Origin of the sequence: Variovorax pasteuri (genome assembly GCF_051216435.1) — a bacterium.
Classification (GTDB): Bacteria; Pseudomonadota; Gammaproteobacteria; order Burkholderiales; family Burkholderiaceae_C; genus Variovorax.
Map to the genome: position 1 here is coordinate 111,194 of NZ_JBPJZS010000009.1, position 12,508 is coordinate 123,701.

Sequence of the window (12,508 nt, forward strand, 5' to 3'; positions counted from 1 at the left end):
CGCCGGTTCGCTTCCTTCCATTTCCATTCGATTCCGTTCGAGGAGACGCATTCATGAAGACTGGACACATCCATGGCATGGCGCTCGCGCTCGCGCTGTCGCTCTCCGCTTGCGGCGGTGGAGGCGGGGGCACCACGGGGTTCGGCGGCCTTGCGCTGCCGCCACCCGCGGCACCGGCGCCCGCCCCGGCAGCGGCGCCACCACCCGCGCAGGACCTCACGCTCGCCATGACCACCGAAGGCCAGGTCGCGGGCACGGCCGGCGCCGATGCGGTGTCCTTCCTCGGCATTCCCTACGCGCAGGCACCGGTGGGCGCGTTGCGCTGGGCGCCACCGCGGCCGCCGGCCGCGCATGCCGACACGCTGCTCGCCAAGACCTTCGGCAACGCCTGCCCGCAGGCGTCAGGCGCGGTGTCGTCGCCGATTGCCGAAGACTGCCTCTACCTGAACGTGTGGAAGCCCGCGGGCACCAAGCCCAACGACAAGCTGCCGGTGCTCTTCTACATCCACGGTGGCGCCTTCACGCTGGGCTCGGGCGAGATGGGCCCGAGCCCGCTGGCCAGCCGCGGCGTGATCGTTGTCAGCCTGAACTACCGACTGGGCGCGCTCGGCTACCTCGCCAACCAGGCACTGCGCGCGGCCAACAAGGACGGCAGTCTCGGCAACTTCGCGGTGATGGACCAACTGGCCGCGCTCGGCTGGGTGCAGAAGAACATCGCGGCCTTCGGCGGCGACGCGGGCAACGTCACGCTGTGGGGCACCTCGGCGGGCGCGACGCAGAGCTTCTCGCTGCTGCAGTCGCCCAAGGCCAGGGGGCTGTTCCAGCGCGCGGTGATGCAGAGCGGCGGCTCGGCCGAGTACTCGAACCCGAGCATGGACACCTCGCTGGCCGTCGGCGACACGGCGGTGAAGAACCTCGGCTGCAGCACCGCAACCGACGTGGTCGCTTGCCTGCGCGCGCTGCCCGTGTCGGCGCTGCTAGGCCAGGGCGGGCTCAAGTGGCGGCCCACGGTGGACGCACAAATCATCACGCAGGTGCCCGCGCGCGCCTTCCAGAGCGGCAACTTCAACCAGGTGCCCGTGATGATCGGCGGCGTGTACGACGAGGGCACGCTGTTCGTCGACACGCAGCTGAGCACCGACAACTACCCGCTGTACCTGCGCGGCCTTGCACCGGCAGGCTACGACACCACGGCCATCGAGGCCGCGTACCCGGTTGGCAACTACGCGGTGCCCGCGCAGGGCTTCGCGCGGGCCATGGGCGACGCGCTGTACGCGTGCGGCAACAGCGCCCGGCGCGATGCGCTGTCGGCCTGGGTGCCGGTGTACGGCTGGGAACTGAACGACCCGCAGCTCTCGTTTCCGCCAAGCCCCAAGCGCTTCTACTACGGCACCGCGCACGGCATGGACAGCTACTACTTCACCGGCACGGTCGATGCGCTGCCCAGCTACCCGTACTTCGACCCCGGCAGCGCCACGCCCGACGCGGCCACCACGGCGCAGCGCAAGGCGTTGTCGGCGCAGATGGTTGCGTACCTGCTCAACTTCGCGAAGAACGGCGACCCGAACGGCGACGGGCGCAACGTCGCCTCGCGCTGGCCGCGCTTCACGGGGCCGTCGGACCGCGCGCTGATCGACTTCAGCTACCCCGCCGTCAAGACCTCGAGCAACGCCTTCGAGCACACGCACAAGTGCGACACGCTGTGGGGACCCGCCGTGTTCCCGCCGCTGTACTGACCCACGAACCCGAACAGATTTCTTCATGAACGAGCAGCACGTCATCGACTACCTCCACGCCCGGCAACCCAAGATCGTGGACTGGCTCAAAGCCTTCCTGCGCATTCCGAGCGTGAGCGCCGACCCGGCCTTCGCGCAGGGCATGCACGACGCGCGGCGCTTTCTCGTCGAGCGGCTGGAAAACATCGGCCTGGCCAACGTGCGGCTGCTCGACGGCGGCGGCGAACCCGCCGTGTATGGCGAATGGAACGGCGCGCCGGGCAAGCCCACGCTGATGGTCTACGGCCACTACGACGTGCAGCCCGTCGACCCCATCGAACAGTGGCGCACGTCGCCCTTCGAGCCGACGGAGGTGGACGGCCGGCTCTACGGGCGCGGCACGTCCGACGTGAAGGGCTCGACCACCATCGCGCTGGAAGTGATCGCCGCGTTCCTCGCGGTGCAGGGCGCATGCCCGGTGAACATCAAGGTGTTCCTGGAGGGCGAGGAAGAGACAGGCAGCCCGTCGCTTCGGCCCCTCATCGAGCGGCATCGGCAGTTGCTGCAAGCTGACGCGGTGCTGTCGGCGGACGGCGGGCGCGCGAGCGCCGAGGTGCCCACCATCAACACAGGCGCACGCGGCAATGCGCAACTCGAGGTGCGGCTGCGCACCGCGCACAAGGACCTGCACTCGGGCCGCTATGGCGGCAGCGTGCGCAACGCGCTGCATGAGATGGCGCGGCTGGTCGCCTCGCTGCACCATGCGGACGGCAGCGTGGCGGTCGATGGCTTCCACGACGGCGCCTTGCCGCCGACCGAGCGCCAGCGCGCCGACACCGCGGCGTTTCCGTACGACGAGGCGGCGTTCTTCTCGGACGTCGGCGGCAGCTCGCATGGCGAGCCGGGCTACACGGCGCGTGAACGCGTCACGCTGCGGCCTGCGCTGGACATCAACGGCCTGTGGGGCGGTTACACCGGCGACGGCGGCAAGACCATCGTGCCCTGCGAGGCGCAGGCCAAGCTGACGACGCGCGTGGTCGTGGGGCAGGACCCGGCCGGCATGATCCGCGCGGTGCTGCACCACCTGCAACGGCATTGCCCCGCGGGCTGCACGCTCGACGTGGTGGCGATGAACGATGGGTCGCCCGCATCGACGCTCGCCGCGGGCCATCCGCTGGTGCGCGCGGCCGAGGCGGTGCTCGAATGCGAGACCGGACGCCGGCCCATTCACGTGCGCCTGGGCGCGAGCGTACCGGTGACGGCGATCTTCAAAGAGATGCTGGGCATCGACACGTTGATGTTCGGCTTCAACCTGCCAGACGAAGACGTGCACGCGCCGAACGAGTTCTTCAGGTTGAAGTCCATCGGCGAAGGCACGCGCGGGTGGACGCTGCTGCTGGCGGAGCTGGCGAAGCATGCGCCGGCGTCGTTCCACGCAGCGCAGGACTGATGCGCGTCAGGCTCAGTGCCCGGCGTCGTTTCCGCCGTCGTTGTCGTTACCACCCTGCGCGGCCTTCGCCGCCGCCCGCAGCTTGTCCTTCTTGCTCGGCCGCGCCCCCTTCACGCCGCCCGTGCCCGACGCATCGGTCACCGGCAGGGCCGCTTCGGTCGGCTCGAAGCCTTCGACGCGCTCGCGCGGCAGGCTCAGGCCCTGGCGCTTCTCGATCAGGCGGAAGTGCGCCTCGGTCGACGCGCTCACGAAGCTGATCGCCAGCCCGCTCTCTCCCGCGCGCCCGGTGCGGCCGATGCGGTGGATGTAGTCGGTGGGCGAACGCGGCAGGTCGTAGTTGATGACCACGGGCAGCTGCGCGATGTCGATGCCGCGCGCCGCGAGGTCGGTGGCGATCACCACGTCCCAGCGGCTCTCCTTGAACTGCGACAGGATGTCGGTGCGCGTGCCTTGCGCGATGTCGCCGTGGAATGGCACCGCGTAGATGCCGTTCTTGTAGAGCTTCTCAGCCACGATCTGCGCCGCGTGCTGCGTGGCGACGAAGACCAGCACGCGGTCCCATTCGCCTTCGTGCTGCTTGAGCAGGTGGCGCAGCAACTGCGTGCGGCGGATGGCGTCGACCTCGATCACGCGCTGCACGATATTGGGCTCGGTGCCCGGTTCGCCCTGTACGTCGATGACGGCGGGCTCGCGCAGCATGCCGTCGGCCAGCGTCTGGATGGCGGCCGGGAAGGTGGCGGAGAACAGCAGGTTCTGGCGCTGCGCGGGCAGCAGCGCGAGGATTCGGCCGAGCTCCTCGGCAAAGCCGAGGTCGAACAGGCGGTCGGCCTCGTCGAGCACCAGCGTCGACACGGCATTCAGCTTGAGCGCGTTGTGCTCGACCAGGTCGAGCAGCCGGCCCGGAGTGGCGATGACGATGTCGGCGCCGCCGCGCAGGCCCATCATCTGCGGGTTGATCGACACGCCGCCGAAGGCGACGACGATCTTCAGCCGTTCGGGCAGGTGCTGCGCCAGGCTGCGCATGGTCTCGCCGACCTGGGCCGCGAGTTCGCGCGTGGGCACGAGCACCAGGGCGCGCACGCGGCGCGGGCCGTCCACGCGCTGCGCACTCAGGCGCTGCAGCAAGGGCAGGGAAAATGCGGCGGTCTTGCCGGAGCCGGTCTGCGCCGAGCCCCGCACGTCGCGGCCCTGCAGAATCGCGGGGATGGCCGCGGCCTGGATGGCGGTCGGCGCGGCATAACCGCTTTCGGCGGCAGCCTGAACGAGCGCGGGGGCCAGGCCCAGTGAAACGAATGGCATGTGAACAGACAGAGAGAAAAACCCGAGAGAGAAGAGAGACGTAGCGAATGTCGACGATGAAACAGCGCAATCAGACCGGCAGCGCCCTGGTGTACTCCACCGAGGCGGGCGGGCGCATGTGCCCCGACTGCGGCGAGCCCGTGGCCCGGTGCCGCTGCAAGGAACTCAACGCGCGCGCGCCGGCCACCGACGGCATTGTGCGTGTATCGCACGAGACCAAGGGGCGCAAAGGCAAGGGCGTGACCGTCGTCAAGGGCGTGGCGCTGGACGCCGAAGGCCTCGCGGCGCTCGGCAAGCAGCTCAAGACGGCCTGCGGCTCGGGCGGCACGGTGAAGGACGGCGTGATCGAAATCCAGGGCGACCACCGCGAGACGGTGATCGCCGCCCTCGTGAAGCAGGGCCACACCGTCAAGCGCGCGGGAGGCTGAGCACCCGATGAAGCCCGAAGACCTGCAACGCCTGGTGAGCCTCCCGATGCCTTTCGGCAAGCACAAGGGCACGCTGATCGCCGATTTGCCTGGAAATTACCTGAATTGGTTTGCACGTGAGGGTTTTCCCTCGGGCGACATCGGCCGTTTGCTCGCCCTGATGCATGAGATCGACCATAACGGGCTTTCGGACCTCCTGAAACCGTTGCGAAATCGCCCGCCGGGTCGGACTGTTTCGCAATAACACACGAATTTCCCACTCTTTTTGCAATTCACGCTGGATAATCCGGCTTACGTGTCTGTGAGACTTGTCTCCCGTGCACGTAATTCGGTGATCGGTCAGTTTCGCGCCACAGCGCACTTGTTTGTTGTGATTCTGGGACTCCATCGCTTTGTTTTGTTGGTTTGAATTAGGAGTCCCTCAATGGGCAAGAAACTCTACGTAGGCAACCTCGCCTACTCCGTGCGTGACAACGACCTGGAACAGGCTTTCGGCGAGTTCGGCTCGATCGTCAGCGCCAAGGTCATGATGGAACGCGACACCGGTCGTTCGAAGGGCTTCGGCTTTGTCGAAATGGGCACGGATGCTGAAGCACTCGCAGCTGTTGAAGCCATGAACGGCCATTCGCTCCAGGGCCGTGCCCTGACGGTGAACGAAGCCCGTCCGATGGAAGCTCGTCCCCCCCGCACCGGTGGTGGCGGCGGCTACGGCGGTGGTGGCGGCGGTGGCGGCTACGGCGGTGGTGGTGGCGGCGGTTACGGCGGCGGCGGCGGTGGCCGCAGCGGTGGTGGCGGCGGTTACGGCGGCGGCGGCGGTGGCCGCGGCGGCTACTAAGCCCTCCCTGCACGTCCGAGAGCTCCGGCTCTCTGAATGAAAAAAGCTCCTTCGGGAGCTTTTTTCGTTTCTACCGCGCCCTTCCGTGCCCGCGGTCAGGTCGCCCTCATAGAAACCCGGTAAGCATTTGTCCGTACCCTCGCGGTCAGCCAACGGTCAGCCGCGCAGAACGACGCTCACTCCTTCAAAACAAGAGGGGCGAGACATGCGCATCAAGAGTCAGGCGGACTTCTTTTCAGGAGTCATGTTCACCAGCGTGGGAGGGGCCTTCGCGATAGGCGCCACGACCTACACCATCGGCGACGGCGCCCGCATGGGGCCGGGGTACTTCCCGCTGATGCTGGGCATCCTGCTGGCCTTTCTGGGCGCCATCATCATGTTCCAGGCGCTGGTGGTCGAAACCACCGACGGCGACCCGATCGGCAAGTGGGCCTGGAAGCCCCTGGCCTTCGTGCTCGGCGCCAACCTCGCCTTCGGCGTGCTGCTGGGCGGGCTGCCCAGCATCGGGCTGCCGGCCATGGGGATGATCATCGCGATCTACGCCCTCACGATCATCTCGAGCATGGCGGGCGAGCACTTCAAGCTGCGCGACGTGCTGATCCTGTCGACCATCCTGGCCGCCGGCAGCTACGTGGCCTTCATCTGGGCGCTCAAGCTCCAGATCCAGGTCTGGCCCACTTTCATTTCGGGCTGAGGAGCACGCACCATGGACCTGATCCACAACCTTTCCATCGGTTTCGGCGTTGCCTTCACCTTCACCAACCTGCTGTATTGCCTGCTGGGCTGCATTCTGGGCACGCTGATCGGCGTGCTGCCCGGCATCGGGCCGGTCGCGACCATCGCGATGCTGCTGCCTGCTACCTATGCGCTGCCGCCCGTGTCGGCGCTCATCATGCTGGCCGGCATCTATTACGGCGCGCAGTACGGCGGCTCCACGACGGCCATTCTGGTGAACCTGCCCGGGGAGTCGTCCTCGGTGGTCACCTGCATCGACGGCTACCAGATGGCAAGGCAGGGCCGCGCGGGCCCCGCGCTGGCCGCGGCCGGCCTGGGCTCGTTCTTCGCGGGCTGCGTGGGCACGCTGATCCTGGCGGCCTTCGCACCGCCGCTGACCGAGCTGGCCTTCAAGTTCGGCCCGGCCGAGTACTTCTCGCTGATGACGCTGGGCCTGATCGGCGCGGTGGTGCTGGCGTCGGGTTCGCTGATCAAGGCGGTGGCCATGATCGTGCTGGGCCTGCTGCTGGGCATCGTGGGCACCGACGTCAACTCGGGCGTGGCGCGCTACAGCTTCGACATTCCTGAACTGACCGACGGCATCGGCTTCGTGGTGATCGCCATGGGCGTGTTCGGCTACGGCGAAATCATCGGCAACCTCTCGCAGCCCGACGACGAGCGCGAGGTGTTCACGCACAAGGTGAAGGGCCTGTGGCCCACCAAGGAAGACTTCAAGCGCATGACGCCCGCGGTGCTGCGCGGCACGGCGCTGGGTTCGGCCCTGGGCATCCTGCCCGGCGGCGGCGCGCTGCTGGCCTCGTTCGCCTCGTATGCCCTGGAGAAGAAGATCAAGATGCGCCCTGGCGAAGTCCCGTTCGGCAAGGGCAACATCCGCGGCGTGGCGTCGCCCGAGTCGGCCAACAACGCCGGCGCGCAGACTTCCTTCATTCCGCTGCTCACGCTGGGCATTCCGCCCAACGCGGTGATGGCGCTGATGGTGGGCGCCATGACGATCCACAACATCCAGCCCGGCCCGCAGGTGATGACCAGCAACCCCGAGCTGTTCTGGGGCCTGATCGCCTCGATGTGGATCGGCAACGCGATGCTGATCATCCTGAACCTGCCGCTGATCGGCATGTGGATCAAGCTGCTGACGGTGCCCTACAAGTTCCTGTTCCCGGCGATCGTGCTGTTCTGCGCCATCGGCGTGTACTCGACCAACAACAACACCTTCGATGTGTGGATGGTGGCGGCCTTCGGCTTCATCGGCTACCTGTTCATCAAGCTCAGGACGGAACCCGCACCGCTGCTGCTGGGCTTCATCCTCGGGCCGATGATGGAAGAGAACCTGCGGCGCGCCCTGCTGCTGTCGCGTGGTGCATGGAGCGTGTTCGTCACGCGGCCGCTGTCGGCGGGGCTGCTGGTGGCCGCGGTGATGCTGCTGGGCATCGTGCTGCTGCCGGCGATCAAGGCGAAGCGCGAGGAAGCCTTCGTCGAAGAATAGGCCCGCCACCGGGGCAACACCTGAGGCCCGGCAAAGCCGGTTCCTCGGTGTTTCTGGAAGAAGCCCCTGGCTTGGCGCCTGGGGCTTTTTCATTTCAGGAACGCGTCGTACGCCGTCTTCAGGATCAGCGCGCTCACCACCACGATGAACACCCCCCGCACGAACCCCGCACCGTGCTTGAGCGCCACGCGCGTGCCCAGCAGGCTGCCGGCGACGTTGGCCACCGCCATCACCAGCCCGTAGTGCCACCACACGTGGCCCTTGGCCGCCAGCAGGATCAGCGCGGCGCCGTTGGTCAGGGTGTTGATGATCTTGGCGGAGGCCGAGGCGTTGAGGAAGTCGTAGCCCATCCAGCGCACGAACAGGAACACCAGGAAGCTGCCCGCGCCCGGCCCGAAGAACCCGTCGTAGAACCCGATCGACAGGCCGATGGTGCAGGCCGCCAGCGTTTCGGCGCGGCCGGTGAAACGCGGCGCGTGCAGCCGGCCCATGTCCTTGCGCGCCAGCGTGTACAGAAGCACGCCCAGCAGGATGACAGGCAGCGCCCGGCGCAGGAAGTCGCCGGGAAACATCGTGACACCCCAGGCGCCCAGCATCGCGCCGGCGAAGCCGAGCAATGCGGCCGGCCAGAGGGCCCCCCAGCGCATCTGCACCCGCTGGCTGAACTGGGCCGCCGCGGCGGCCGTGCCCCAAATGGACGCGCTTTTGTTGGTGCCCAGCAGGGTCGCCGGTGGTGCGCTCGGAAACACGGCGAACAGCGCCGGCACCAGGACCAGCCCGCCTCCGCCCACGATCGAATCGACAAAACCCGCAAGCAGCGAGGCACCCGTGACCACCAGCATTTCCATGGCGGCGATTGTCTCACCCGGAATGCTATTAAAAAAGTAGCGTCACACGCAGGTATGACAAGCGTATGGGGTGCATTCAGCTTGAGAAAAAAGGCCGGGCCGCGCCCTTCGAACAGGCAAAAAAAAGACGCCGACCAGCGGCGTCTTTCAAGTTCGAAACAGGCATCTCGTACGGAGCCTTTGAAGATTTTTCTTGTTGATCGGGAAGTTGTCTCCTCGGACCCTCGGCAGTACGAGCAGGGCCCGTTCGCGAGTGGGCAGACTTTAGAGCGTGCACCGCGTCAGTGCATTAGGAATTACCCGCTTTGACTTACGTCTGAAACACGATTTGCGAACCAAAGTGTGTCGAGGAGTTAACAAGGTGGCACGACTTGTGCACGTAAGGCAACAGTCCACAACTCGAAGAAGACAACGGCCATGGCCTTGGCAACGCACGCCTCCATCAACGCGGCAGACACCGCCTGGATGATGACTTCGACCGCACTGGTGCTGCTGATGACGCTGCCCGGCATCGCGCTCTTCTACGCAGGCATGGTGCGCCGCAAGAACGTGCTGGCCACCATGGCGGCCGTGGTGGCGATTGCCGCGGTGGTCTCGCTGACCTGGTTCGCGCTGGGCTACTCGCTGGCCTTCACGCCCGGCTGGCCCTGGCTGGGCGGGCTCGGGCGGTGGGGCTTCTCGGGCTTCGAGTACCTGAAGGAAGCGGGCCAGGTGGCGGTGAGCCATGTCGCGCCCAACGTGCCCGAGTCGGTCTACGCGATGTTCCAGCTGACCTTCGCGATCATCACCACCGCCCTGGTGCTGGGCGCCTTCGTCGAACGCATGCGCTTCTCGGCCATCCTGTGGTTCGCGCTGCTGTGGAGCGTGCTGGTGTACGCGCCGGTGGCGCACTGGGTGTGGGAGCCGGGCGGCTGGCTCGCGCAGATGGGCGCGCTCGACTTCGCCGGCGGCTCGGTGGTTCACGTCAACGCGGGCATCGCGGGGCTGGTCTGCGCCTATGCGCTGGGCCCGCGCAAAGGCTACGGACGCGAGGCCTTCGAGCCCTACAGCCTGGCGATGACCATGATGGGCGCCGGCCTGCTGTGGGTCGGCTGGTTCGGCTTCAATGCAGGTTCAGCCGTGGCAGCCGACGGGCGCGCGGGCCTGGCGATGCTGGTGACGCACATCGCGGCGGCGGCCGGCGCCATGAGCTGGATGATCGGCGAGTGGATCGTGCGGCGCAGCCCCTCGCTGCTGGGCCTGTGCTCGGGCCTGGTGGCCGGGCTGGTGGCGATCACGCCGGCGGCCGGTTTCGTCACGCCGCTGGCGGCGCTGGCCATCGGCGCCATCGCGGGGCTGGCGTGCTACTGGGGCGCCACCGGGCTGAAGCACCTGCTGGGGGCGGACGACTCGCTGGACGTGTTCGGCGTGCACGGCATCGGTGGCATCGTGGGTGCGCTGCTCACGGGCGTGTTCGCCGATGCGCGCATTTCGGGCGTCACGGGCAACGTGCTGACGCAGGCCATCGCGGTGGGGAGCGTGGCCATCTACAGCGCGACGGGGACGGCGGTGGTGCTTTGGCTGGTGCATGTGCTGGTGGGCTTGCGCGTCGACGCCGACAGCGAGCTGCTGGGCCTCGATCTTGCACAGCACAAGGAACACCTGGGGAGTTGATCCACCGTCGGAGGAACCATGCCATCCATGTCCGAAAGCGAACGCATCGCCCTCGCCGCCCGCCTTCATGTGGCGCTGCGGCGAAAGCACGGGCGCGTGACCGACACCGAGTGGATGGCAACCAACGCGGAGTACGCCGCCGAGATCGTGCGCATGACGCGCGTGCACGCCGCCGAAACCAAGGACGAGGAGCTCGACCAGCTGGCCACGCGGCTGGAGCAGGCGATGGAGCCGCTGGCACGCGCTGCCCGCCTGGCGGCGCGGCAACCCGACGGGCAGCCGCCGACGCCGCCGCCGCGGTACGTGGGCGGGTTGCGCTGAACGAACCGCGCCCCCCGATGCCGATTCCCGAACTCAGCCCGCAGCCAACGCCGCCTTGCGAATCGACTGCAGCGTGCTCCCCGGCGTGATGGCCTCCGGGTCCAGCAGGCAATGCAGGATCGCCGGCTTGCCGCTGGCTCGCGCGCGGGCCAGTGCGGGGCCGAACTCTTCGGTGTTCGTCACGCGCTCGCCGTGGCCGCCGAACACCTCGGCATAGCCGCGGAAGTCGGGGTTCTTCAACTGCGTGGCGCTGATGCGGCCGGGATAGTGCTTTTCCTGGTGCATGCGGATGGTGCCGTACATGGCGTTGTCCAGCAGCACCACGAGGATCGGCAGGCCGTACTGCACGGCGGTGGCGAACTCCTGGCCGTGCATCATGAAATCGCCATCGCCGGCAAACACCACCACCTCGCGCTGCGGCCACAGGCGCTTGGCGCCGACACCGGCCGGCAGGCCGTAGCCCATCGAGCCGCTGGTGGGCGCCAGCTGGCTGGCGAACGCGCGGAACGGCCAGAAGCGGTGCACCCAGGTGGCGAAGTTGCCCGCACCGTTGCAGAAGATGGTGTCGGCCGGCAGCACCTCGCGCAGGTGCTGCATGACCTCGCCCATCTGCAGCGGACCCGGAATGCGGATGGGCGCCGGGTCGCTCCAGCGCAGGAAGTCTTCGCGCGCGATCTTGGTCTCGGCCTGCCACGCGGGTGTGGATGCGGGGCGCAGCGCGGTCACCGCTTCGGCAAAAGCCTGCGGCGTGGCGTGGATGCCCTGCGCCGGGCGGTAGAGCTTGCCGAGTTCGTCCGCATCGGCGTGCACGTGCACCAATGCCTGCTTCGGCTGCGGAATCGCCAGCAGCTCGTAGCCCTGCGACGGCACTTCCGACAGGCGGCCACCGACCAGCAGCACCAGGTCGGCATGGCGGATGCGCTCCAGCATGCGCGGGTTGGCGCCCAGGCCCAGGTCGCCCGCATAGCAAGGGTGCTCGGCGGACATCAGCATCTGGCGGCGGAACGAGCAGTACACGGGCAGCGAGAACGCCGTCGCGAAATCCGCGAACTGCAGCGCGGCCTTTTCGGACCAGCGGCTGCCGCCCAGGATGACGACCGGGCGCTGCGCCTGCGCCAGGCGCTGCTGCAGCTCGGCGACCTGCGACGCACCGGGATGGGTTTCGGTCACCGCGTAAGGCTGCGCGTCGGCCACCGTCGCGGCCTCGGTCAGCATGTCTTCCGGCAGCGCGATCACCACCGGGCCGGGCCGGCCCGAGGTGGCGACATGGAAGGCGCGCGACACCAGTTCGGGCACGCGCGCCGGATCGTCGATCTGCACGACCCACTTGGCCATGGTGCCGAACACGGCGCTGTAGTCGAGTTCCTGGAAGGCCTCACGGCCCAGTGCCTCGCGCGCGACCTGGCCCACGAAGAGCAGCAGCGGCGTCGAGTCCTGGTGCGCGATGTGCACGCCGGCCGCCGCGTTGGTGGCGCCCGGGCCGCGCGTGACGAAGCAGATGCCGGGCTTGCCCGTGAGCTTGCCCTGCGCCTCGGCCATCATGGCCGCGCCGCCTTCCTGGCGGCACACGGTCACGTCGATCGATGCGTCATGCAGCGCGTCGAGCACGGCAAGAAAGCTTTCGCCGGGCACGCAGAAGAGTTGCTGCACGCCATGGGTGATGAGCTGGTCGACCAGGATCTGGCCGCCGGTGCGGGGTGAGGTCATGCTTGTTCCAAAGGGCTGAAGGTATGGGGTGTTG

The 12,508-nt window shown here is 67.8% G+C and carries 12 protein-coding genes; 9 read left to right on the forward strand and 3 right to left on the reverse strand.

Features of this window, described 5'->3' with window-relative positions:
• Window positions 1-53: 53 nt before the first annotated feature.
• Both ACSFBM_RS27175 and ACSFBM_RS27180 read left to right on the forward strand, forming a co-directional pair.
• A complete protein-coding gene (locus ACSFBM_RS27175; protein WP_435487188.1) occupies window positions 54-1,736 on the forward strand; it encodes a carboxylesterase/lipase family protein in 1,683 nt (560 codons plus the stop codon).
• A gap of 25 nt (window positions 1,737-1,761) precedes the next feature.
• Complete coding sequence (locus tag ACSFBM_RS27180) at window positions 1,762-3,165, forward strand: dipeptidase (RefSeq protein WP_435487189.1); 1,404 nt, start codon at window positions 1,762-1,764, stop codon at window positions 3,163-3,165.
• Window positions 3,166-3,177: 12 nt separating this feature from the next.
• Here ACSFBM_RS27180 and ACSFBM_RS27185 read toward each other — a convergent pair whose 3' ends face one another.
• Complete coding sequence (locus ACSFBM_RS27185) at window positions 3,178-4,464, reverse strand: DEAD/DEAH box helicase (RefSeq protein WP_435487190.1); 1,287 nt, start codon at window positions 4,462-4,464, stop codon at window positions 3,178-3,180.
• Window positions 4,465-4,511: 47 nt separating this feature from the next.
• On the opposite strand from ACSFBM_RS27185, the gene ACSFBM_RS27190 reads away from it, so the two are divergent.
• The 5 genes from ACSFBM_RS27190 (at window position 4,512) to ACSFBM_RS27210 (ending at window position 7,945) form a co-directional block, all read left to right on the forward strand.
• Entirely contained in the window at window positions 4,512-4,892 is a 381-nt protein-coding gene (locus ACSFBM_RS27190; protein WP_435438865.1) for a translation initiation factor Sui1, read from the forward strand.
• 7 nt (window positions 4,893-4,899) lie between these two features.
• Entirely contained in the window at window positions 4,900-5,136 is a 237-nt protein-coding gene (locus tag ACSFBM_RS27195) for a DUF3820 family protein (RefSeq protein ID WP_435446788.1), read from the forward strand.
• A gap of 180 nt (window positions 5,137-5,316) precedes the next feature.
• A complete protein-coding gene (locus ACSFBM_RS27200; protein WP_435438863.1) occupies window positions 5,317-5,727 on the forward strand; it encodes an RNA recognition motif domain-containing protein in 411 nt (136 codons plus the stop codon).
• A gap of 205 nt (window positions 5,728-5,932) precedes the next feature.
• Window positions 5,933-6,421: a tripartite tricarboxylate transporter TctB family protein gene (locus ACSFBM_RS27205; RefSeq protein WP_435487191.1), complete on the forward strand. Its 489-nt coding sequence runs from the start codon at window positions 5,933-5,935 to the stop codon at window positions 6,419-6,421.
• A gap of 12 nt (window positions 6,422-6,433) precedes the next feature.
• Window positions 6,434-7,945 carry a tripartite tricarboxylate transporter permease gene (locus ACSFBM_RS27210; protein ID WP_093127645.1) on the forward strand — a complete coding sequence of 504 codons (1,512 nt, stop codon included), beginning with the start codon at window positions 6,434-6,436 and terminating at the stop codon, window positions 7,943-7,945.
• Between the two features lie 89 nt (window positions 7,946-8,034).
• Here ACSFBM_RS27210 and ACSFBM_RS27215 read toward each other — a convergent pair whose 3' ends face one another.
• Window positions 8,035-8,793, reverse strand: coding sequence for a TSUP family transporter (locus ACSFBM_RS27215; RefSeq protein WP_435438861.1), 759 nt, complete (start codon window positions 8,791-8,793; stop codon window positions 8,035-8,037).
• A gap of 417 nt (window positions 8,794-9,210) precedes the next feature.
• Here ACSFBM_RS27215 and ACSFBM_RS27220 point away from each other — a divergent pair, with 417 nt between their 5' ends.
• The gene (locus tag ACSFBM_RS27220) at window positions 9,211-10,446 is read left to right on the forward strand and encodes an ammonium transporter (RefSeq protein ID WP_435487192.1); all 1,236 of its coding nucleotides are present in this window, start codon (window positions 9,211-9,213) and stop codon (window positions 10,444-10,446) included.
• An 18-nt stretch (window positions 10,447-10,464) separates the two neighbouring features.
• Window positions 10,465-10,767, forward strand: a complete 303-nt coding sequence (locus ACSFBM_RS27225; RefSeq protein ID WP_435438859.1) for a hypothetical protein — start codon at window positions 10,465-10,467, stop codon at window positions 10,765-10,767.
• 33 nt (window positions 10,768-10,800) lie between these two features.
• Here the strand turns inward: ACSFBM_RS27225 and ACSFBM_RS27230 are convergent, their stop codons facing one another.
• Window positions 10,801-12,474 (reverse strand): thiamine pyrophosphate-binding protein, encoded by a 1,674-nt coding sequence (locus ACSFBM_RS27230; protein WP_435487193.1) that lies wholly within the window; start codon window positions 12,472-12,474, stop codon window positions 10,801-10,803.
• Between the last annotated feature and the right edge of the window lie 34 nt (window positions 12,475-12,508).

Bases quoted from the DNA above. Each gene is read 5' to 3' on its own strand.
- ACSFBM_RS27175 (WP_435487188.1), top strand. From the start codon at position 54: ATGAAGACTGGACACATCCATGGCATGGCGCTCGCGCTCGCGCTGTCG.
- ACSFBM_RS27180 (WP_435487189.1), top strand. From the start codon at position 1,762: ATGAACGAGCAGCACGTCATCGACTACCTCCACGCCCGGCAACCCAAG.
- ACSFBM_RS27185 (WP_435487190.1), bottom strand. From the start codon at position 4,464: ATGCCATTCGTTTCACTGGGCCTGGCCCCCGCGCTCGTTCAGGCTGCC.
- ACSFBM_RS27190 (WP_435438865.1), top strand. From the start codon at position 4,512: ATGTCGACGATGAAACAGCGCAATCAGACCGGCAGCGCCCTGGTGTAC.
- ACSFBM_RS27195 (WP_435446788.1), top strand. From the start codon at position 4,900: ATGAAGCCCGAAGACCTGCAACGCCTGGTGAGCCTCCCGATGCCTTTC.
- ACSFBM_RS27200 (WP_435438863.1), top strand. From the start codon at position 5,317: ATGGGCAAGAAACTCTACGTAGGCAACCTCGCCTACTCCGTGCGTGAC.
- ACSFBM_RS27205 (WP_435487191.1), top strand. From the start codon at position 5,933: ATGCGCATCAAGAGTCAGGCGGACTTCTTTTCAGGAGTCATGTTCACC.
- ACSFBM_RS27210 (WP_093127645.1), top strand. From the start codon at position 6,434: ATGGACCTGATCCACAACCTTTCCATCGGTTTCGGCGTTGCCTTCACC.
- ACSFBM_RS27215 (WP_435438861.1), bottom strand. From the start codon at position 8,793: ATGGAAATGCTGGTGGTCACGGGTGCCTCGCTGCTTGCGGGTTTTGTC.
- ACSFBM_RS27220 (WP_435487192.1), top strand. From the start codon at position 9,211: ATGGCCTTGGCAACGCACGCCTCCATCAACGCGGCAGACACCGCCTGG.
- ACSFBM_RS27225 (WP_435438859.1), top strand. From the start codon at position 10,465: ATGCCATCCATGTCCGAAAGCGAACGCATCGCCCTCGCCGCCCGCCTT.
- ACSFBM_RS27230 (WP_435487193.1), bottom strand. From the start codon at position 12,474: ATGACCTCACCCCGCACCGGCGGCCAGATCCTGGTCGACCAGCTCATC.